Below are 19,745 nucleotides of genomic sequence, written 5' to 3' on the forward strand. Positions count from 1 at the left end.
CGCGACGCGGGGCACGTTCCTTCTTCATGGAAAGTGGCCATCGCAAGCAAGGTACGTACGGCTCCAGCGTGAAGCAGTGCCACCGCGGCGGCGGGTCCGTGACAGGGCTGTTGCCGTCTTCACCCGACACGGAGTTTGCCGCATGAATCCGACGACGCTCGATGCACTCGCCGATTTTCCCCGCCAGCTCGAAGCCCATTTCACCGCCGTGCCGGACGGCTATGCACGCTGGACCCCCGACGACTGGAACGGCATCCCGAGCGAGCACTTCTCGCCGCTCGGGCAACTCTGCCACGTGCGCGACATCGAGATCGACGGCTACCACGTGCGGTTGAGGCGGATGCTCGATGAGGATCATCCGCTGCTCGTGTCGGTCGACGGCGACGCGCTCGCGATCGAGCGCCGCTACGACGCCGCGAACGCGTCCGACGTGCTCGCGGCGATCCGCGACGCGCGGCGCGAGACGCTCGACGTCGTGTCGCGCCTGACGCCCGGGCAGCTTGCACGCACCGGCGAATTCGACGGCTATGGCGCGCTGACCGTGCGCGGCCTCGTTCATTATCTGTGCAGCCACGACCAGCAGCATCTGGCCGGGATGCAGTGGCTGCTCGGCAAGATCGACGCGGCGCTTTACGCTCGCTGACTCACGCGTGCGAGGAGGCCGTGCGACGTGTCGCTCCAAGGCCCGGCAGATTTCGCCGCCCGCGTCGGTGGGGCAGCCCACCGTTCCGGACGCCTGATTGGATCGTTTTTCTGGATAATTCATCCAGCCATGCCCGGCTGACCGGCGCGTCGCGCGTGCCTACACTCCTAGCTTCACCCAACGCAAAAAGGAGTCAACCGTGGCTACTCACACGCTCGCAGACAAGGTCGTCCTGATCGCAGGCGGCGCCAAGAATCTCGGCGGCCTGCTCGCCCGGGATCTGGCCGGCCACGGCGCGAAGGCGGTGGCGATTCACTACAACAGCGCGGCATCGCAGGCGCAGGCCGAAGAAACGGCCGCCGCCGTGCGCGCGGCCGGCGCGCAAGCCGCGACGTTCCAGGCCGATCTGACGACGGCCGCCGCGGTCGAGAAGCTGTTCGGCGACGCGAAGCAGCGCTTCGGCAAGATCGACATCGCGATCAACACCGTCGGCAAGGTGCTGAAGAAGCCGTTCACCGAAATCTCCGAGGCCGAATACGACGAGATGTTCGCGGTGAACAGCAAGTCCGCGTTCTTCTTCATCAAGGAAGCGGGGCGGCACCTCGAGGATCACGGCAAGCTCGTCACGCTCGTGACGTCGCTGCTCGGCGCGTTCACGCCGTTCTATGCGGCCTATGAAGGATCGAAGGCGCCCGTCGAGCACTTCACGCGCGCGGCGTCGAAGGAGTACGGCGCGCGCGGCATCTCGGTGACGGCGGTCGGGCCGGGCCCGATGGACACGCCATTCTTCTACCCGGCCGAAGGCGCCGACGCGGTCGCGTATCACAAGACGGCGGCCGCGCTGTCGCCGTTCAGCAAGACGGGCCTCACCGACATCGAGGACGTCGTGCCGTTCATCCGCCATCTCGTGACCGACGGCTGGTGGATCACCGGTCAGACGATCCTGATCAACGGCGGCTATACGACCAAGTAACGGGCCGTGCCGGCGGTCGTCGCGTGCGCGCGGCGACCCGCAATGGACCGTTTGCATGGACAATGGACGGGCGCGCGGGCACAAGGCCGCGCGCCCGTTTCTTCTGTGCCGCCGGGATCGGCCGCGACGCGCGGCGCTGCCGGTGACGGTCGTCCGAACCCACGTTTTCCGCCCGCCGATGGACAAGCTGGACCAGGTCAGAATCTTCCTTCAGGTTGCCGAGATGGGCAGCTTCATCAAGGCCGCGCATGCGCTCGACGTGCCGCGCGCGACGGTGTCGGCCGCCGTCCAGCAGCTCGAGACCGCGCTCGGCACGCGCCTGTTGCACCGTACGACGCGGCAGGTGCAGCTGACGGCCGACGGCGCGCTGCTGCTGGAGCGTGGCCGGCGCCTGCTCGCGGAAGCCGATGAGCTCGACCGGCTGTTCCGGCGCCGCGATCGCGACGTGATCGGGCGGCTGAACGTCGATGCGCCGAGCCGGATCGCGCGCCGCGTGATCGCGCCCGCGCTGCCGTCGCTGTTTCGCCGCTATCCGAAGCTGCAACTGTCGCTCGGCTCGACGGACCGCTCGATCGATCTCGTGCAGGAGGGCGTCGACTGCGCGATCCGGGTCGGGCGGCTCGCGGACAGCAGCCTCGTGGTACGGCCGCTCGGCCAGTTCGCGCTGATCAACTGCGCGAGCCCCGACTACCTGCGCGAATGCGGCGTGCCCGAGCACCCCGATGCGCTCGCGCACGGGCACTGGGCGATCGGCTATGCGTCGCCGACGACCGGCCGCGAGCTCGGCTGGGAATACTGCGCGGACGGCGAGCACCGCACACTGGCGCTGCCGAGCCGCGTGATCGTCAACAACGCCGAAACCTATATCGCGAGCTGCATCGCCGGGATGGGGCTGATCCAGATTCCGCGCTTCGACGTCGTGCATCTGCTCGACAGCGGGGCGCTGGTCGAGGTGATGCACGGCCATCGGGCCGCGCCGATGGACGTGTCGGCCGTCTATCCGCATCGCCGGCACCGGTCGAGGCGGCTCAATGCGTTCGTCGAATGGTTCGCGGAGCTGATGACGGATGCGCTGAACGACACGGGCGCGGCTGCGGCCGGCGACTGAAAAGGGCGCCGCGCATTCAGTCGGCGTGTGCCGAGAACTGCCGTGTGCGCCCGGTGGCCCGCACCGCGTCGATCAGCGCGGCGCCGGCACCGCCGGGCTTCGCTGCGAACGCGTAAAAGCGTGCGGCCGGCAACGTCGGCAGGCCATCGCGCGGCCCGCATGCGCGCAGGCCGTCGCGCAATTGGCTGCGCGCGAGCGCCGTGACCGCGAAGCCGGCGAGCGCGGCCGACACGCAGCCGGCCATGCTCGCGCTTTCGAACTGCACGCGAAAGCGCCGCAGCGCGGCCGCGAGCGCGGATACCGCGGCTTCCCGGTACACGCATGGCTCCGGAAACAGCGCGAGCGGCACGTCGCTTTCGGCGTCGAGCGGCGTATCCGACGCGAACGCCCATACCAGCGGCTCTTCCCACAGCAGTTCGCCCGGCGCGTCGACCTGCCGGCATTGCTTGCCGAACACGACGTCGAGCCGGCCCAGCGTCTGCTCGCGCAGCAGCGCCGCGGTGATGCCGACCTTCAGTTCGATCGACGTGCGCGGATGGCTGTCGCGGAACGTGCGCAACACCTGCGGCAGCCACGTTCCCGCGAAGTCTTCCGACGCGCCCACGCGCAGCCGGCCATACGCCGACGCGCCGCGCAACCGGGCGCGCACTTCGCGCTCCATGTCGACGATGTTGCGCGCGTACGCGTACAGCGTATCGCCGGCCGGCGTGAGCGCGATGCGGCGCGTGGTGCGCGCGAGCAGCACCGTGCCGGCCGCCTGCTCGAGCCGCTTGATGTGGCCGCTGACCGCGGACGGCGTCAGCGCGAGGCGTTCCGCGGCCAGCGCGAAGCCGCGGCTGTCGACGACTTCGAGGAAGGTGCGCAACAACGCGATGTCGAGCGCGGTCGACGCGGGATCGGTCAGCGGTTCCATGGATGATTCAACGCGATATTCGATGAATGAATGATGATACGCCGCGAATCGTGATGAAAGGCGGGTCTACCATGGGCTATTCAGGCTGACTCACCGGAGTGCACATGACCGCTTATCGATATGCGACGACCGCGTCGCTCGAACTTGCCTATCTCGAATGGAATCCGCGCGGCGAACGCGTGGCCGTGCTGCTGCATGGCTGGCCGGACAGCCCGGTCGGCTGGGAAGCTGTGGCCGAAACACTGGCCGCGCAAGGCTACCGCGTGCTCGCACCCGCGCTGCGCGGCTTCGCGCCGACCCGCTTTCGCGATCCCGCGACGCCGCGCAGCGGCCAGCTCGCGGCGCTTGGCCGCGACCTGCTCGAATTCATCGACGTGCTCGGCATCGAACGGCCGGTCCTGGTCGGGCACGACTGGGGTGCCCGCGCGGTTGCGAACGCGTGCGGATTGCGCGACGGCGCGTCCTCGCATCTGGTGATGCTGTCGGTGGGGTACGGCACGAACGACCCGGCCCAGCCGCTGTCGCTGCCGCAGGCACGCAATTACTGGTACCACTGGTTCATGGCGACGCCGCGCGGCGAGCAGGCGCTGCGCGACGATCGCCGTGCGTTCGCGCGCCTGATGTGGGACACGTGGTCGCCGGCCGGCTGGTACGACGCGCGCGACTTCGACGCGGCGGCGACTGCCTTCGACGGGCCGGACTGGATCGACGTGGTGCTGCATTCGTACCGTTATCGCTGGGGATTCGTCGACGGCGGGGCCGCCTATGCGGAAGACGAAGCGCAACTGACGCCCGCGCCCGTGCTGTCGGTGCCGACGCTGGTGCTGCACGGCGGCGCGGATACCTGCAACGGGCCGGAGACTTCGGCCGGGCGCGAGCGGTTCTTCACCGGCCGCTATGAGCGGACCGTGCTCGATGGCGTCGGGCACTTTCCGCAGCGCGAGGCGCCGGCGGCCGTCGCGGACGCGATCCTGCGGTTCTGCGAGCAGGGTTGAACGTGCGGCGCGCGCCTTGGGGCGAGGTCGGTCGAGCCGGTCACTCGGTGCGGTGCGGAATGTTGTCCGGGAACGGGTAGGGCGCATGCGGCCCAGGCCAGTCGGGCACGGGCGGCTCGCGGAGCAGATCGCATCCGCCCAGCACGATCGACAGCAGCGCGACGAGCATGCCGCGGCCAATCCGGCTCGAAAAGACGACGCGCGTGGACATGAGCGGCCTCCGTGCTTGCGTGTCCTGATGCTTGGACTGTCGGCGGAGGGTGCGCGTTGCGGTGTGCGATGCGCGCGGGAAAAACGCGCGGCAAAAACAAAAAACCCGCGAAGCGGCGAGCTTGCGCGGGTTTCGACAGGTGCAGCGCATGACGCTGCGAAATACTGGTGCCCAGGGCCGGAATCGAACCGGCACGCCTTGCGGCGGGGGATTTTGAGTCCCCTGCGTCTACCAATTTCACCACCTGGGCTTTGATCCTGGCCGCGCATGCGATTGTGCGCGGCGAAACGCGGATTATGGCGGAAAACGGGGCACCGGGCAAGCTGTCCGGCGATCGTCCTTGCGTTACTGGCTCAGATAGACGAACTTGCCGTGCTTCACGATCCCCATCACGCTCGCGCGTTGATCGAGCCCCACGTGATCCTTGTCGCTGGTGTTGACGACGCCGTTCGGCACGACGAGCTCGTGCGCACGCTCGAGCTCGCGCCGCAGCGCCGCGCGGAAGGCCGGCGTGCCGGGCTGCGCGGCCTTGAGCGCGCGGCCGACCGCGTCGGCGAGGCGCGGATAGACACCCGCCGCGTCGCCCGCGAACTGCGTAACGGTGCCGGCGCCGTATTTCGCCTCGTACGCATCGACGAACGCGAGCGCGGCCTTGCGAGCCGGATGGTCGGCGGGCAGCGTGCGCGCGACGACGACCGGCTGGGTCGGGAACAGCGTCCCGTCGACGTCCTTGCCGCCGAGCTTGATGAATTCGGGCGTCGCGATCCCGTGCGTCTGGTAGATCACGCCCTTGTAGCCGCGCTCGATCAGCGTGCGCTGCGGCAGCACGGCTGGCGTGCCCGAGCCCGCGATCAGGATCGCGTCCGGCTTCGCCGCGATCAGCTTCAGCGCCTGGCCGGTGACGCTGGCGTCGGTGCGGTTGAAGCGCTCCGTCGCGATCACGCGGATCTTTCGGACTTCCGCGAAGCGTGTGAATTCATTCAGCCAGCTGTCGCCGTAGCTGTCCGCGAAGCCGATGAAGCCGACCGTCTTCACGCCGTGGTTGGCCATGTAGCGCGTCATCACGTCGGCCATCGCGCTGTCGCTCTGCGCCATCTTGAATGCCCAGGTCCGCGCGCCTTCCTGCGGCTCGACGATCGCGCCGGAGCCGACCAGCGTGATCATCGGCGTCTGCGCGGCCGCCACCGCGTCGAGCGCCGCGAGCGCCGCCGGCGTGATGTTCGGCCCGACCACGACGTCGACGTGATCCTCGTCGACCAGCTTGCGGATGTTGCGCACGGCGGCGCCCGGGTCGGACGCGTCGTCGAGCACCGTCACCTGCAGCGGCTGCCCGGCGATCGTCTTCGGCCACATCAGGATCGCGTTCTTGCTGGTGATGCCGATCGCGGCGGCCGGGCCGGTCGACGACAGGTCGACGCCGACCTTCAGATCGGCATGCGCGGCCGCGCAGGCGAGCACGAGGGCGGCGCCGGCGGCGCGGCGCAACAAGGCGGGAAGCGTCATGCGGGAATCTCCGTCGGGCAATAAAAAGGGGCGCGATTTGCGCCCCTGTGTTTATACCTGTCCTTCAAAGCTCGTACGATTCGGATTCGCCCTTGAGCGCCTGTTCGATCAGCTTGCGGTTCAGCGTCGGCGACAGCAGCTCCACGAGCGTATACACATAGCTGCGCAGGTAGGCGCCCTGCTTGAGCGCGACGCGCGTCACGTTGCTGCCGAACAGGTGGCCGACCGGAATCAGCCGCAGGTTGCGATCGCGCTCCGGGTTGAACGCGATGTCGGCCATGATCCCGACGCCGAGGCCGAGCTCGACGTAGGTCTTGATCACGTCGGCGTCGATCGCCTCCAGCACGATGTCCGGCGACAGCCCGCGCAGCGCGAACGCATGGTTGATCTTCTTGCGGCCGGCGAACGCGTCGTCGTACGTGATCAGCGGGTATTGCGCGAGATCGTCCAGCGTGACCGGCTTGCGTTCCAGCAGCGGGTGGTCGGCCGGGACCACGGCCGCGTGATGCCACTGGAAGCAGGGCAGCGACACGAGTTCCTTGTAGTCGGCGATCGCCTCGGTCGCGATCGCGAGATCGGCCTGGTCGTGGATCACCATCTCGGCGACCTGCGTCGGGCTGCCTTGCAGGATCGACAGGTGCACCTTCGGGAAACGCTTCTTGAATTCGGCGATCGCGGCCGGCAGCGAATAGCGGGCCTGCGTGTGGGTGGCGGCGATCGTCAGGTTGCCCTGATCCTGCGCCGCATAGTCTTTTCCGACCCTTTTCAGGCTTTCAACTTCCTGCAGGATCCGCTCGACCGACGCGAGGATGATCCTGCCCGGCTCGGTGAGCGAGCGCACGCGCTTGCCGTGCCGCGTGAAGATCTCCACGCCGAGCTCGTCCTCGAGCTCGATGATCGCCTTCGACACCCCCGGTTGCGACGTATAGAGCGCCTTGGCGGCCTCGGTGAGGTTGAAATTCTGCCGGACGGCCTCGCGCACGAAGCGAAATTGGTGCAGGTTCATTTATAACCCTTCCGCATATCAACAGAATTTTTTAGTCGTTTGAAATATAAGGCGAGTTTATTACGATTCACCGGAGTTTTTCAAATATGGATATCTGTTTTCGTCATTAGCAATCCAGCCGGGCCGCGGAAGGCCGGCGGTGGCGGCGGAACGGAGATTCGGGCGCGACGTGGCTAGGACGTCGCGCGGTCACCACGAAAACCCTGGGGTCCCCGAATGTATCAGTACGACCAGTACGACCAGACGATCGTCGACGAGCGAGTCGCGCAGTACCGCGATCAGGTGCGCCGCCGCCTGTCGGGCGAGTTGAGCGAAGACGAGTTCCGTCCGCTGCGCCTGCAGAATGGCCTGTACATGCAGCGCCACGCGTACATGCACCGCATCGCGATTCCGTACGGCAACCTGCGCAGCGAGCAGCTCCGCATGCTGGCGCGCATCGCCCGCGAACACGACCGCGGCTACGGCCACTTCTCGACGCGCTCGAACATCCAGTTCAACTGGGTCCAGCTCGAGGAAACGCCCGAGATCCTCGCGAAGCTCGCGTCGGTGCAGATGCACGCGATCCAGACGTCGGGCAACTGCATCCGCAACATCACGGCCGACCAGTTCGCCGGCGTCGCTCAGGACGAGGAGATCGATCCGCGTCCGTGGTCGGAAATCCTGCGCCAGTGGTCGACGTTCCATCCCGAATTCGCATGGCTGCCGCGCAAGTTCAAGATCGCGGTGTCCGGCTCGAAGCACGACCGCGCGGCCGTGCAGATCCACGACCTCGGCGTGTACCTGAAGAAGAACGCGCAGGGCGAAGTGGTCGCGAGCATCCTCGCGGGCGGCGGTCTCGGCCGCACGCCGATCGTCGGCGCGGTGATCAAGGAAGACCTGCCGTGGCAGCACCTGCTGACCTACTGCGAAGCCGTGCTGCGCGTGTACAACCGCTACGGTCGCCGTGACAACCTGTACAAGGCGCGTATCAAGATCCTCGTGAAGGCGCTGTCGCCCGCGAAGTTCGCGCAGCAGGTCGAGGAAGAGTGGCAGCACCTGAAGGACGGCCCGTCGACGCTCACGCAGGCGGAAGTCGACCGCGTGTCGCAGTACTTCTTGCCGCCCGTCTACGAGAAGCTCGCCGACACCGACGCGTCGTTCGAACAGCACCTGCTCGAGAACAAGGCGTTCGCGCGCTGGGTCGAGCGCAACGTCGCGCCGCACAAGGTGCCGGGCTATGCCGCCGTCACGCTGTCGCTGAAGGATCACCGCGTGGCCCCGGGCGACGCGACCGACGCGCAGATGGACCTGGTGGCCGACTGGGCCGACGCGTACTCGCTCGGCGAACTGCGCGTGTCGCACGAGCAGAACCTGATTCTCGCGAACGTGAAGAAGCGCGACCTGTTCGCGGTGTGGGAAAAGGCGAAGGCGGCCGGTTTCGCGACGCCGAACGTCGGCCTGCTGACCGACATCATCGCGTGCCCGGGCGGCGACTTCTGCTCGCTCGCGAACGCGAAGTCGATCCCGATCGCGCTGGCGATCCAGCAGCGTTTCGACGATCTGGACTACGTGTACGACCTCGGCGACCTGTCGCTGAACATTTCCGGTTGCATGAACTCGTGCGGTCATCATCACGTGGGCAACATCGGCATCCTCGGCGTCGACAAGGACGGCGCCGAGTGGTACCAGGTGTCGCTCGGCGGCGAGCAGGGCACGGGCCGCAACGGCGCGCGCCTCGGCCGCGTGATCGGGCCGTCGTTCTCCGCGGAGGAAGTGCCGGACGTGATCGCGAAGCTGATCGACACGTTCGTCGAGGCGCGTATCGACGGCGAGCGCTTCATCGACACGTACGACCGCATCGGCATCGCACCGTTCAAGGAGCGCGTGTATGCGGCGCGCCAGGCAGTGAACGCGTAACCAACCGGGTAGAAGGAATTTGCAGATGGCTTCGATTATCAAGAACCGCGCAGTGATCGACGACGCATGGCAGGTCGTGCGCGCGGCGGAAGACGGTGCGCTGCCCGCGGTCGACGCGTTGCCGGCCGGCAAGGTGCTGGTGCCGTTCGCCCTGTGGCAGGCCGAGCGCGCGGCGCTCGTCGCCGCGAAGACGAAGGACGAACTCGGCGTGTGGCTCGCGCCGGACAGCGAGCCGGCCGATCTCGTGGCCGACTTCGGTGCGATCTCGCTGATCGCCGTCGATTTCCCGCGCTTCGCGGACGGCCGCGGCTACAGCATCGCGCGCCTGCTGCGCGAGCGCCACGGCTGGACCGGCGAGCTGCGCGCGATCGGCGACGTGCTGCGCGACCAGCTGCTGTACATGTCGCGTTGCGGCTTCGACGCGTTCGCGGTGCGTGCCGACAAGGACATCCGCGACGCGCTGAACGCGTTCGGCGAATTCACGCAGCGTTACCAGGGCGCGTTCGACGAGCCGGTGCCGCTGTTCCGCCGCCGCGATGCCGCGGCCGACGCCAAGGTGAGCGCATGAGCACCGCGACCGCACTGACGCCGGAACTCGCCGCGAAGGTCGAGCGCCTCGACGCGCTGCTCGCGCAGATCGGCGCGCGCCACGAGAAGGTGAAGTTCGCGAGCAGCCTCGCCGCGGAAGACATGCTGCTCACGCACGCGATCCTGTCGAAGGGCGTGTCGATCGGCATCTTCTCGCTGAACACCGGCCGCCTGCACGCGGAAACGCTGGGCATGATCGACCGCGTGCGCGAGCGCTACGGCTACGAGATCGAGCAGTTTCACCCGCGCCAGGACGCGGTCGACCAGTACGTCGCCGAGCACGGCCTGAACGCGTTCTACGAAAGCGTCGAGCTGCGCAAGTCGTGCTGCCACATCCGCAAGGTCGAGCCGCTGAACCGCGCGCTGGCCGACGTCGGCGCGTGGGTCACGGGCCAGCGCCGCGAGCAGTCGGTCACGCGTGCGGAACTGCACGAGGAAGAACAGGACGAAGCGCGCGGGATCGCGAAGTACAACCCGCTCGCCGACTGGACGGAAGCGGACGTGTGGGCGTACCTGAAGGCGTTCGACGTGCCGGTCAACCCGCTGCATGCGCGCGGCTACCCGAGCATCGGCTGCGAGCCGTGTACGCGCGCGATCCGCCCCGGCGAGGACAGCCGGGCGGGCCGCTGGTGGTGGGAGTCGCGCGACACGAAGGAATGCGGGCTGCACATCACGATCACGCCGATTCCCGCGAACGCCGAAGCCGGCGCCGCGCACTGAAAGCCGACAAGAAACCGAATATTGCGCCGCCCGCGACAGCGGGCGGCACGAACCCAGAAGAGAAGGACTGAAATCATGAGCACGACGCTCGAGCAATCCGCCTTTGCCCCGCCCACCGGCGCCGACGACCGCATGGGCCACCTCGACTGGCTCGAAGCCGAGTCGATCCACATCCTGCGCGAACTCGTTGCCGAATGCAGCAAGCCGGCGCTGTTGTTCTCGGGCGGCAAGGACTCGGTCGTCGTGCTGCACCTCGCGCTGAAGGCGTTCGGCCTCGGCGCGAACCGCAAGACGACGCTGCCGTTCCCGCTCGTGCACATCGATACGGGCCACAACTACGAGGAAGTGATCGACTTCCGCGACCGCCGTGCGCAAGAGCTCGGCGCCGAACTGGTGGTCGGCCACGTCGAGGATTCGATCAAGCGCGGCACGGTCGTGCTGCGCCGCGAAACCGATTCGCGCAACGCCGCGCAGGCCGTCACGCTGCTCGAGACGATCGAACAGCACGGCTACACGGCGCTGATCGGCGGCGCGCGCCGCGACGAAGAGAAGGCGCGCGCGAAGGAGCGGATCTTCTCGTTCCGCGACGAATTCGGCCAGTGGGATCCGAAGGCGCAGCGCCCGGAACTGTGGAGCCTGTTCAACGCGCGCCTGCACAAGGGCGAGCACCTGCGCGTGTTCCCGATCTCGAACTGGACCGAGCTCGACGTGTGGCAGTACATCGCGCGCGAGAATCTCGAACTGCCGTCGATCTACTACGCGCACCAGCGCGAGATAGTGCGCCGCAACGGTCTGCTCGTGCCGGTCACGCCGCTCACGCCGATGCGTGACGGCGAGACGAGCGAACTCGCGCAGGTGCGCTTCCGCACGGTCGGCGACATCAGCTGCACGTGCCCGGTCGAGAGCGACGCGGACGACGTCGAGAAGATCATCGCCGAGACGGCGGTGACCGAGATCACCGAACGCGGCGCGACCCGGATGGACGATCAGGCATCCGAAGCCGCGATGGAACAGCGCAAGAAGCAAGGTTATTTCTGAAGCACACGAGGACATTCACATCATGAGCATCATCGAGAACACCGAAGACCTCGGCGTGTTGCGCTTCATCACCGCGGGCAGCGTCGACGACGGCAAGAGCACGCTGATCGGCCGCCTGCTGTACGACAGCAAGGCCGTGCTGTCCGACCAGCTGTCCGCGCTGTCGCGCGCGAAGAACAAGCGCACGGTCGGCGACGAGATCGACCTCGCGCTGCTGACGGACGGGCTCGAAGCCGAGCGCGAGCAGGGCATCACGATCGACGTCGCATACCGCTACTTCGCGACCGCGAAGCGCAAGTTCATCATCGCCGACACGCCGGGCCACGAGCAGTACACGCGCAACATGGTGACGGGCGCATCGACCGCACATGCGGCGATCATCCTGGTCGACGCGACGCGCGTGACGGTCGAGAACGGCGTCGCGGAACTGCTGCCGCAAACGAAGCGCCACAGCGCGATCGTGAAGCTGCTCGCGCTGCAGCACGTGATCGTCGCGATCAACAAGATGGACCTCGTCGACTACAGCGAAGCGCGCTTCAACGAGATCCGCGATGCGTACGTCGCGCTCGCGAAGCAGCTCGGCCTGAAGGACGTGCGTTTCGTGCCGGTGTCGGCGCTGAAGGGCGACAACATCGTCGGCGCGAGCGAGCGCATGCCGTGGTACGCGGGCGAGCCGCTGCTCGACGTGCTCGAATCGCTGCCGGTCGAGACGCAGGCGCATGACGCGCTGCGCTTCCCGGTGCAGTGGGTCGCACGTCAGGACGGCAGCTCGGCCGACGATTTCCGCGGCTACATGGGCCGGATCGAATCGGGCGAGGTGAAGGTCGGCGACGAGATCGTCGTGCTGCCGTCGAATCGCACCGCGACGATCGCCGAGATCGTCGCGCCGGTGCCGGGCGGCACCGCGTCGGTTGCGCACGCATTCGCGGGCCAGACGGTGACGATTCGCCTCGAACAGGACGTCGACGTGTCGCGCGGCGACATGTTCGTCACGACCGCCGAGACGGTCGCGCCGGCGAAGAAGCTCGAGGCGGACCTGTGCTGGTTCGACGAGACGCCGCTGTCGCCGCAGCGCAAATACCTGCTGAAGCAGACCACGAGCACGGTGTTCGCGAAGATCGGCGCGGTCAAGGAAGTGCTCGACGTGCATACGCTGTCGCACGCGACCGACCGCCAGGAACTGAAGATGAACGACATCGGCCGCGTGGCGCTGACGCTGCAGAAGCCGATCGTCTGCGACACGTACGACGCGCATCCGGGCACGGGCGCGTTCGTGCTGATCGACGAGGCGACGCATCATACGGTCGCCGCCGGCATGATCCGGGCGTTCTCGGCGTAACCGGCGTTTAGCGCCGCCCGTGCGGGCGGCGCGCGCCGGTCGCCGTTCACGGGCAGGACAAGCGAAGCGACAAACATGGGCAAGGTGTATCTGATCGGAGCAGGGCCGGGCGCGGCGGACCTCATCACGGTGCGTGGCGCGCGGCTGCTCGAGCAAGCCGACGTCGTGCTGCACGACGCGCTCGTCGAGCCGGCGATGCTCGACTATGCGCCGAACGCGCGGAAAATCGCGGTCGGCAAGCGCTGCGGGCAGCGTTCGACCGCGCAGCACTTCATCAACAAGCAGATCGTCGACGCGGCGCGCGAGCATGCGTGCGTCGTGCGCCTGAAGGGCGGCGATCCGATGCTGTTCGGGCGCGCCGAAGAGGAAATGCGCGCGCTCGAGGCGGCCGGCATCGATTACGAGGTCGTGCCGGGCATCACCGCGGCGCTGGCCGGCGCGGCGACGCTGAAACGCTCGTTGACGTTGCGCGGCGTGTCGCGCAGCGTCGCGTTCGCGACGCACAGCCGCGCACCGGGCAGCGACGAGATTCGCGAGGCCGCGCGCGCCGATTCGATCGTCTACTACATGGGCCGCGACAGCGCGCCGGGCATCGCCCGCGAACTGATCGACGCGGGACGTGCGCCTGCGACGCCGGTCGCGATCGTCGAGGCGTGCAGCACCGCGCGCGAACGTACGCTGACGCTCACGCTTGCGCAGATGGCGGCGGGCGACGCACAGGCGTGGCTCGACCCGGCGGAGCCGAGCCTGCTGATGATCGGCGATGCGTTCGCCGAACGCGTGCGGCGCGTGAAAGAGGGCGATGCGCTGCAGGACGCCGCTTGAGTCGAGCGCGTGGTTCGCAGGCATAAAAAAAGCGCTGGCTTCCGAAGCCAGCGCTTTTTTGTTTGGGCTCGCCGATTCGCTTACGCGTCGCGGTCGACCTGGTCGATGCAGTAGCGTGCGATCGCATCGAGCACGCCGTCGTCTTCCCCGACGGCCGTCGCGCAACGGATCTCGATGCCCAGATGCACGGCGCGGCACGCGTCGACGAGCTGCGGCAGGTCGCGGCGCACATGGCCGCCCTGGCCGAAGAACACGGGCACCACGGTGATGCGCGTGCAGCCGGCCGCGACCTGCGCGGCAACGGCCGTATCGAGCGACGGCGTCATCAGCTCGAGAAACGCAAGCGACACGTGCGGGGCAGGGGAGCCGGCCGCGCGCAGCCGCGCGGCGAGCCGCTCGAACGGCTCGGCCCAGCGCGGATCGCGTGCGCCGTGGCCGAACAGGACGATGCCGTGCGAACTCATGTCGAAGCCTCCGTCGTGACGGCGCTCAGTGCCGGTCGACCCACTTGAGCGCGAACAGGCCGAGCGCGAGATAGATCAGGCCCGGTGTCGCCGCGGTCAACGGCGCGGGCCACGTGTTCAGCGTGCCGATGTGCGAGAACAGCGTGTTGAGCAGCTGGAAGCTCATGCCGAGCATGATGCCGCCGAACACCTTCACGCCGACCACGCCGGCACGCGTATGCAGGTACGCGAACGGCAGCGACAGCACGAGCATCACGAACACCGCGAACGGGTAGAGCAGCTTGCGCCACAGCGCGATGTCGTAGCGCTGCGTGTCCTGCTGGTTTTCGCGCAAGTGCTGGATGTAGCGGAACAGGTTGATGAGCGACATCCGTTCCGGCGACACGAGCAGCACCGACAGGATCTGCGGCGTCAGGTCCGAGCGCAGCCGGTATTCGGGCAGCGTCACCTGCTGCGACCGGTACACGGGGTTCAGCGCGTCGGCCGGTTCGCCGCTGATCGGCTTGATCGGCGTCAGTTCGGTTTCCGTCACGCCCGTGAGCAGCCAGTGGCCGGGCGGTTCGTAGCGGCCCGTCTGCGCGATCCGCACGTTCTGCAGCTGGAATTTCGAGTCGAATTCGTAGATGCGCACGTTGCTGATCGTCGAATCGGGCGACAGGCTGCCGACGTTGACGAAGCGCGTGACCTGCTCGCCGTTCTCGCGGGCCGCGAGCGTGTCCTTCACCCACACGCCCGACTGGAAGTTCGACGACACCGACGCGCCGAGCGCCTGCAGGCGCACGCGTTCGGACAGCTGGTCGGCGTACGGGCCGACGAATTCGCCGATCAGGTAGGTGATGATCACGAGTGGAATGCCGATCTTCAGCAGCGAGCGCAGCGCCTGGTTGGTCGCGAGGCCCGACACGCGGAAGATCGTGAATTCCGAGTTCGCGGCCATCTGCGCGAACACGTAGATCGCGCTGATCAGCGCGGCGACCGGGATGATCTCGTAGAAGCGCGACGGGGTCTGCAGCGCGACGCGCAGCACCGCGTAGCCGAACTTGTAGTTGCCGTGCCCGACCGAGTTCAGTTCGCTGATCAGGTCGAAGAAGAAGAACAGGCCCGAGAACGCGAACAGGATGAAGATGAACGTGACGTAGATCTGCCGCGCGAAGTATTTTTCATAGAGCCGCATCGATCATGCTCCCGAGCGGCCGAACAGCGCGCGTGTAAACAGCGGACGATTGCGCACGCGCAACCAGAAGATGAACGCGACGATCGCCGCGACCACCAGGTGCAGGCCGACGAGACCGACGCCGAACGACATCTTGCCCTGCTCGATCTGCGCCTGCACGACGTTCAGCAGGTTCGAATACGTGAGGTAGATCAGCACGGCCATCACGAGGTTGATCGTGCGGCTGCGGCGCGGGTTCTGGTACGACAGCGGAATGCCGAGCACCATCAGGTTGATGGCGATCAGCGGCAGCCCCGCGCGCCACGCGAATTCCGCGAGGTTGTCGCGCGTCGGGTTGCGCAGCAGGTCGGGTGTCGGCGTGCTGTTGGTGGTCTGCACGTTGGTGACCGGCGTACTCGTGATCTTCACGCCGTAGCGCTGGAACTCCATGATCTTGAAGTTCGGCTGGCCGGGCGTGCCGTCGTAGCGGCGGCCGTCCTCCAGCACGACGAAGCGATCGCCGTCCTTCGTTTCCGTGTGGCCCGTGTGCGAGACCACGACGTTGACCTTGCCGTTCTCGGTCGACGTGACGAACACGTTCTGCACCTTGCTCTGGTCCGGCGACATCTTCTCGATGAAGAACACGCGATGGTTCGACGCCGATTCGCGGAACTGGCCGGGCGCGAGCAGCGAGATTTCGTCGCGCTGCTGGAAGCGCGCCTTGATCATCTTGCTCTGCTGGTTCGACCACGGCCAGCCGACGAACGCGAAGAACGCGATCAGCAGGACGATCGGCGTGGCGAACACGCCGATCGGCTTGATCAGGCGCGTGAGGCTTACGCCCGACGCGAGCCAGACGACCATTTCGGAATCCCGGTACCACCGGGTCAGCACGAACAGGATCGACACGAACAGCGTGACGACGAGCATCACGGCGAGATAGCCGATCACGGTCAGGCCGATCAGCACGAGCACGTCGCGCGGATCGATTTCGCCGGACGCGGCATAGCCGACGATGCGGATCATCATCGTCGTGAGCATGATCGTGAGCAGCACCATGAACACGGCGCCAGCCGTATACGCAAGCTCGCGCTGGAGGGAGCGTTCGAAGATCATTCTTGATGAGAAGAGGGCGGGAGGCTGCGCACGCGTGGTGGAGCGCTCGCGCCGCCACGGGAAAAATAGCGGATAATTGCGGCTTTCATCCTTAGCCCAGATTTTATCCGAGGACAAGCGCGATGGACTTTAGCATAAAAGGCTGTGATTGGAGCAAAGGCGAGGCCAAGGGGTTCCTGACCGGGAAGTCCGACTGCATCGTGCTCGGCATCTTCGAGGCGCAGACTCTCTCGGGCGCGGCGCTCGACATCGACACGGCCACCAAGGGGCTGATCTCGCGCGTGGTGAAGGCCGGCGACATGGACGGCAAGCGCGGCAAGACGCTGTTCCTGCACGAGGTTTCGGGCATCGGTGCGTCGCGCGTGCTGCTCGTCGGCCTCGGCAAGCAGGATGCTTTCAATCAGAAAGCCTACAACGACGCGGCGACGGCCGCATGGCGCGCGCTGCTGGCGACCAAGGTCGTCCAGGTCACGTTCTCGCTCGCTCAGCTGCCGGTCGACGAGCGCGGCTCCGACTGGGGCGTGCGTGCGGCGATTCTCGCGCTGCGCAACGAGACTTACCGCTTCACGCAGATGAAGAGCAAGCCGGAACCGGCGTCGCATACGCTCAAGCGCGTCGTGTTCAGCGTCGATCCGGCCGATGAAAAGGCGGCGAAGCTGGCGGCCAAGCAGGCCGTCGCGCTGGCGAACGGGATGGACCTCACGCGCGACCTGGGCAACCTGCCCGGCAACGTGTGCACGCCGACCTATCTCGGCAACACCGCGAAGAAGATCGCGAAGGATTGGGGTCTGAAGGTCGAGGTGCTCGGCCTGAAGCAGATCCAGGCGCTCAAGATGGGCTCGTTCCTGTCGGTCGCGCGCGCGTCGGTCGAGCCGCCGCAGTTCATCGTGCTGCATTACCAGGGCGCCGCCGCGAAGGCCGCGCCGGTCGTGCTGGTCGGCAAGGGCATCACGTTCGACACGGGCGGCATCTCGCTGAAGCCGGGCGAGGGCATGGACGAGATGAAGTACGACATGTGCGGCGCGGGCTCGGTGCTCGGCACGATGCGTGCGGTCGCCGAAATGGGTCTGAAGATCAACGTCGTCGCGATCGTGCCGACCTGCGAGAACATGCCGGGCGGCAATGCGACGAAGCCGGGCGACATCGTCACCAGCATGAAGGGGCTGACGATCGAGGTGCTCAACACCGACGCCGAGGGCCGCCTGATCCTGTGCGACGCGCTCACTTATGCGGAACGCTTCAAGCCGGCCGCCGTGATCGACGTGGCGACGCTGACGGGCGCTTGCGTGATCGCGCTCGGCGGCCACAACAGCGGCCTGTTCTCGAAGGACGATGCGCTCGCGGGCGAGCTGCTCGACGCCTCGCGCGAAGCGAACGATCCGGCGTGGCGCATGCCGCTCGACGACGAATACCAGGAACAGCTGAAGTCGAATTTCGCGGACATCGCGAACATCGGCGGACGTCCGGCCGGCGCCGTGACGGCGGCGTGCTTCCTGTCGCGCTTCACCGACAGCTATCCGTGGGCGCACCTGGACATTGCCGGCACGGCGTGGAAGGGCGGCGCGGCGAAGGGCGCGACCGGCCGTCCGGTGCCGCTGCTCGCGCAGTTCCTGATCGACCGCGCCGGCCAGTGATGGCGGGTCTCACGACGATGCGGGTGCGCGGGCAATGACGCGAATCGATTTCCATTCGAACGTCGGCGATTCGCTCGCGTACGCATGCCGGCTGCTGCGCAAGGCCTACCTGGCCGGGCAGCCGGTCGTCGTGCTGGCGGAACCCGCGCGCCTGCGCGCGCTCGACGAGCGGCTCTGGACGTTCTCGCCGCTCGATTTCATTCCGCACTGCGGCGTCGACAGCGCGCACGCGGCCGGCACGCCGATCGTGCTGACCGCTGATCTCGACCAGGCGCCGCATCACCACGTGCTGCTGAACCTCGGCGCGGCCGTGCCCGCGCAGTTCGCCCGCTTCGAGCGCCTGCTCGAGGTGGTCGGCAATGCGCCGGACGAGCTGGCCGCGGGCCGCGACCGCTATCGCTTCTACCGCGATCGCGGATACGCGCTGAACAACTACAAGCAAGGCAGCTAGCCGAAACCGTCGACGGAGCGTCCCCGTGACACAAGCCGAATCCTCTTCGATCCCGACGCTGACCGACGTGCTGGTGCCGGGCAAGCCGATGCCGGCGCGTTCGTCCGCGACCGATGCGCCGCCGCGCGACGATGCCGCCGTGCCGGAACACGCGGGAATCGACCCCGAATTCGTGGTGATCGAGCCGGTGCCGACGCCGGATGTCCCGGCCGTCGAACTGCCGGGCGACAGCGATGCACCGGCGCAACCCGGTGCCGCCGGGCACGTCGTCGCCGAGGAGTCGGCTGCGGCACAGGCGCCGTTGCGCTCCGCGCTGGCCGACGACGAAGGCCAGCAGGCCGGTGTCGCCGCGATGCCGCGCGACGCTGGCGAAGCGATGCCGTCTCACGCGGCCGCACCGACTGTCGACGAACCGGCCACCGATCATCTGGCTCGCGCAGTGCACCCGGAGTCGCATGCGGCTGCCGCGCTGACGCCGGAGGACGCGCAACATATCGCCGAGCGTCTGCGTAATCGGCTGACGAATTATCTGACCGGAGAAGGGCGCGAGGCCATCGAGGCACGCTGCCGCGACGCGCTGCACGACCATACGGCCTGGCTGGTCGGCCAGATCACGCGCGAAGTGGCGCTGGCGCTCGAAACCGAAGTGATGGAATGGGTTCGCGACGCGGTCGACGAAGAGATCGCTCGGCGCCGGACCGGACGTTCAGACTGAGCGTCCGGCGCGTTTCGTGCGCGGGTGCCGCGGGCGCGGCTCCTGTCGCAACGAGAAGCATGGCGCGGTGCCGGGCGTAAAGCGCGGCGCACGTGCGCGCGCCCGGTCATCCGGTTCAGCGCAGCGACAGCACCCATTGCGCGAGCGTGTGCGCTTCGCCGCTCGTCAGCTGCGTATTGGCGGGCATCGGCACGCCGCCCCACACCCCGACGCTGCCCTTCACGATCGATTGCGCGAGGTAATCGACGGCGTCGGCACGTGCGGTGTACTTGCCGGCGATGTCGTGGAACGACGGGCCCATCAGCGGCTTGCCGACCGCATGGCAGGCCATGCAGTTCTTGCGCTGCGCGAGCACGAGTCCGTCGCCGGCCTGGTCGGCGTGTGCCGCCGCCGCGCTGCCGGTCAGCAGCGCCACGAGCAGCGCACGCGATATCGTCTGTTTCATGCGGTTCTC

21 protein-coding genes and 1 tRNA gene are annotated in these 19,745 nt (G+C 67.4%); 13 read left to right on the forward strand and 9 right to left on the reverse strand.

Features of this window, described 5'->3' with window-relative positions; all coding sequences use genetic code 11:
* Positions 1 to 142 precede the first annotated feature (142 nt).
* From WS45_RS23315 to WS45_RS23325, 3 genes are all read left to right on the forward strand, one after another.
* The gene (locus WS45_RS23315) at positions 143 to 643 is read left to right on the forward strand and encodes a DinB family protein (RefSeq protein ID WP_059701874.1); all 501 of its coding nucleotides are present in this window, start codon (positions 143 to 145) and stop codon (positions 641 to 643) included.
* Between the two features lie 199 nt (positions 644 to 842).
* The gene (locus tag WS45_RS23320; protein ID WP_059540670.1) at positions 843 to 1,616 is read left to right on the forward strand and encodes an SDR family oxidoreductase; all 774 of its coding nucleotides are present in this window, start codon (positions 843 to 845) and stop codon (positions 1,614 to 1,616) included.
* Positions 1,617 to 1,794: 178 nt separating this feature from the next.
* Positions 1,795 to 2,724: a LysR family transcriptional regulator gene (locus tag WS45_RS23325; RefSeq protein ID WP_059701876.1), complete on the forward strand. Its 930-nt coding sequence runs from the start codon at positions 1,795 to 1,797 to the stop codon at positions 2,722 to 2,724.
* Between the two features lie 16 nt (positions 2,725 to 2,740).
* Here WS45_RS23325 and WS45_RS23330 read toward each other — a convergent pair whose 3' ends face one another.
* Positions 2,741 to 3,637, reverse strand: a complete 897-nt coding sequence (locus WS45_RS23330) for a LysR family transcriptional regulator (protein WP_059701877.1) — start codon at positions 3,635 to 3,637, stop codon at positions 2,741 to 2,743.
* 104 nt (positions 3,638 to 3,741) lie between these two features.
* Here WS45_RS23330 and WS45_RS23335 point away from each other — a divergent pair, with 104 nt between their 5' ends.
* Positions 3,742 to 4,632 carry an alpha/beta fold hydrolase gene (locus tag WS45_RS23335; RefSeq protein ID WP_059701879.1) on the forward strand — a complete coding sequence of 297 codons (891 nt, stop codon included), beginning with the start codon at positions 3,742 to 3,744 and terminating at the stop codon, positions 4,630 to 4,632.
* A gap of 40 nt (positions 4,633 to 4,672) precedes the next feature.
* Here WS45_RS23335 and WS45_RS35745 read toward each other — a convergent pair whose 3' ends face one another.
* The 4 genes from WS45_RS35745 to WS45_RS23350 form a co-directional block, all read right to left on the reverse strand.
* Positions 4,673 to 4,843, reverse strand: a complete 171-nt coding sequence (locus tag WS45_RS35745) for a hypothetical protein (RefSeq protein ID WP_179949271.1) — start codon at positions 4,841 to 4,843, stop codon at positions 4,673 to 4,675.
* 165 nt (positions 4,844 to 5,008) lie between these two features.
* Positions 5,009 to 5,093, reverse strand: a tRNA-Leu gene (locus WS45_RS23340).
* A gap of 95 nt (positions 5,094 to 5,188) precedes the next feature.
* Positions 5,189 to 6,346 carry an ABC transporter substrate-binding protein gene (locus WS45_RS23345; RefSeq protein WP_059701881.1) on the reverse strand — a complete coding sequence of 386 codons (1,158 nt, stop codon included), beginning with the start codon at positions 6,344 to 6,346 and terminating at the stop codon, positions 5,189 to 5,191.
* A 64-nt stretch (positions 6,347 to 6,410) separates the two neighbouring features.
* The gene (locus WS45_RS23350; RefSeq protein ID WP_009689198.1) at positions 6,411 to 7,352 is read right to left on the reverse strand and encodes a CysB family HTH-type transcriptional regulator; all 942 of its coding nucleotides are present in this window, start codon (positions 7,350 to 7,352) and stop codon (positions 6,411 to 6,413) included.
* A gap of 216 nt (positions 7,353 to 7,568) precedes the next feature.
* Between WS45_RS23350 and WS45_RS23355 the strand changes: the two genes are divergently transcribed.
* The 6 genes from WS45_RS23355 to cobA all read left to right on the forward strand — a co-directional run bounded on the left by WS45_RS23355 (position 7,569) and on the right by cobA (position 13,758).
* The gene (locus WS45_RS23355; RefSeq protein WP_059527662.1) at positions 7,569 to 9,248 is read left to right on the forward strand and encodes a nitrite/sulfite reductase; all 1,680 of its coding nucleotides are present in this window, start codon (positions 7,569 to 7,571) and stop codon (positions 9,246 to 9,248) included.
* A 25-nt stretch (positions 9,249 to 9,273) separates the two neighbouring features.
* A complete protein-coding gene (locus WS45_RS23360; RefSeq protein WP_059701882.1) occupies positions 9,274 to 9,816 on the forward strand; it encodes a DUF934 domain-containing protein in 543 nt (180 codons plus the stop codon).
* Positions 9,813 to 10,556 (forward strand): phosphoadenylyl-sulfate reductase, encoded by a 744-nt coding sequence (locus WS45_RS23365; RefSeq protein ID WP_059692230.1) that lies wholly within the window; start codon positions 9,813 to 9,815, stop codon positions 10,554 to 10,556. Before WS45_RS23360 ends, WS45_RS23365 begins: the two co-directional genes overlap by 4 nt.
* A 75-nt stretch (positions 10,557 to 10,631) precedes the next feature.
* Entirely contained in the window at positions 10,632 to 11,594 is a 963-nt protein-coding gene (cysD, locus tag WS45_RS23370; protein WP_059527653.1) for a sulfate adenylyltransferase subunit CysD, read from the forward strand.
* A gap of 22 nt (positions 11,595 to 11,616) precedes the next feature.
* Complete coding sequence (locus tag WS45_RS23375) at positions 11,617 to 12,933, forward strand: sulfate adenylyltransferase subunit 1 (RefSeq protein ID WP_059527650.1); 1,317 nt, start codon at positions 11,617 to 11,619, stop codon at positions 12,931 to 12,933.
* 75 nt (positions 12,934 to 13,008) lie between these two features.
* Positions 13,009 to 13,758, forward strand: a complete 750-nt coding sequence (gene cobA, locus WS45_RS23380) for a uroporphyrinogen-III C-methyltransferase (protein WP_059527647.1) — start codon at positions 13,009 to 13,011, stop codon at positions 13,756 to 13,758.
* Positions 13,759 to 13,838: 80 nt separating this feature from the next.
* Here cobA and WS45_RS23385 read toward each other — a convergent pair whose 3' ends face one another.
* The 3 genes from WS45_RS23385 to lptF are packed head-to-tail and all read right to left on the reverse strand — an operon-like array spanning position 13,839 to position 16,491.
* Positions 13,839 to 14,222 (reverse strand): sirohydrochlorin chelatase, encoded by a 384-nt coding sequence (locus WS45_RS23385; RefSeq protein ID WP_059701884.1) that lies wholly within the window; start codon positions 14,220 to 14,222, stop codon positions 13,839 to 13,841.
* A 25-nt stretch (positions 14,223 to 14,247) separates the two neighbouring features.
* On the reverse strand, positions 14,248 to 15,396 hold the full coding sequence (lptG, locus tag WS45_RS23390; protein WP_059527640.1) for an LPS export ABC transporter permease LptG: 1,149 nt from the start codon (positions 15,394 to 15,396) through the stop codon (positions 14,248 to 14,250).
* Between the two features lie 3 nt (positions 15,397 to 15,399).
* A complete protein-coding gene (gene lptF, locus WS45_RS23395; RefSeq protein WP_059527638.1) occupies positions 15,400 to 16,491 on the reverse strand; it encodes an LPS export ABC transporter permease LptF in 1,092 nt (363 codons plus the stop codon).
* Between the two features lie 122 nt (positions 16,492 to 16,613).
* Here lptF and WS45_RS23400 point away from each other — a divergent pair, with 122 nt between their 5' ends.
* From WS45_RS23400 to WS45_RS23410, 3 genes are read left to right on the forward strand one after another with little or no spacing between them, the layout of a single operon-like run.
* Entirely contained in the window at positions 16,614 to 18,125 is a 1,512-nt protein-coding gene (locus tag WS45_RS23400) for a leucyl aminopeptidase (RefSeq protein WP_059527635.1), read from the forward strand.
* 34 nt (positions 18,126 to 18,159) lie between these two features.
* On the forward strand, positions 18,160 to 18,576 hold the full coding sequence (locus WS45_RS23405) for a DNA polymerase III subunit chi (RefSeq protein ID WP_059527631.1): 417 nt from the start codon (positions 18,160 to 18,162) through the stop codon (positions 18,574 to 18,576).
* A 25-nt stretch (positions 18,577 to 18,601) separates the two neighbouring features.
* On the forward strand, positions 18,602 to 19,291 hold the full coding sequence (locus WS45_RS23410) for a DUF2486 family protein (protein ID WP_059692233.1): 690 nt from the start codon (positions 18,602 to 18,604) through the stop codon (positions 19,289 to 19,291).
* A gap of 115 nt (positions 19,292 to 19,406) precedes the next feature.
* Here the strand turns inward: WS45_RS23410 and WS45_RS23415 are convergent, their stop codons facing one another.
* Positions 19,407 to 19,736, reverse strand: coding sequence for a c-type cytochrome (locus tag WS45_RS23415; RefSeq protein ID WP_059692234.1), 330 nt, complete (start codon positions 19,734 to 19,736; stop codon positions 19,407 to 19,409).
* Positions 19,737 to 19,745: the final 9 nt, after the last annotated feature.

It is taken from the genome of Burkholderia sp. RF2-non_BP3 (genome assembly GCF_001522185.1).
Taxonomy (GTDB): domain Bacteria; phylum Pseudomonadota; class Gammaproteobacteria; order Burkholderiales; family Burkholderiaceae; genus Burkholderia; species Burkholderia diffusa.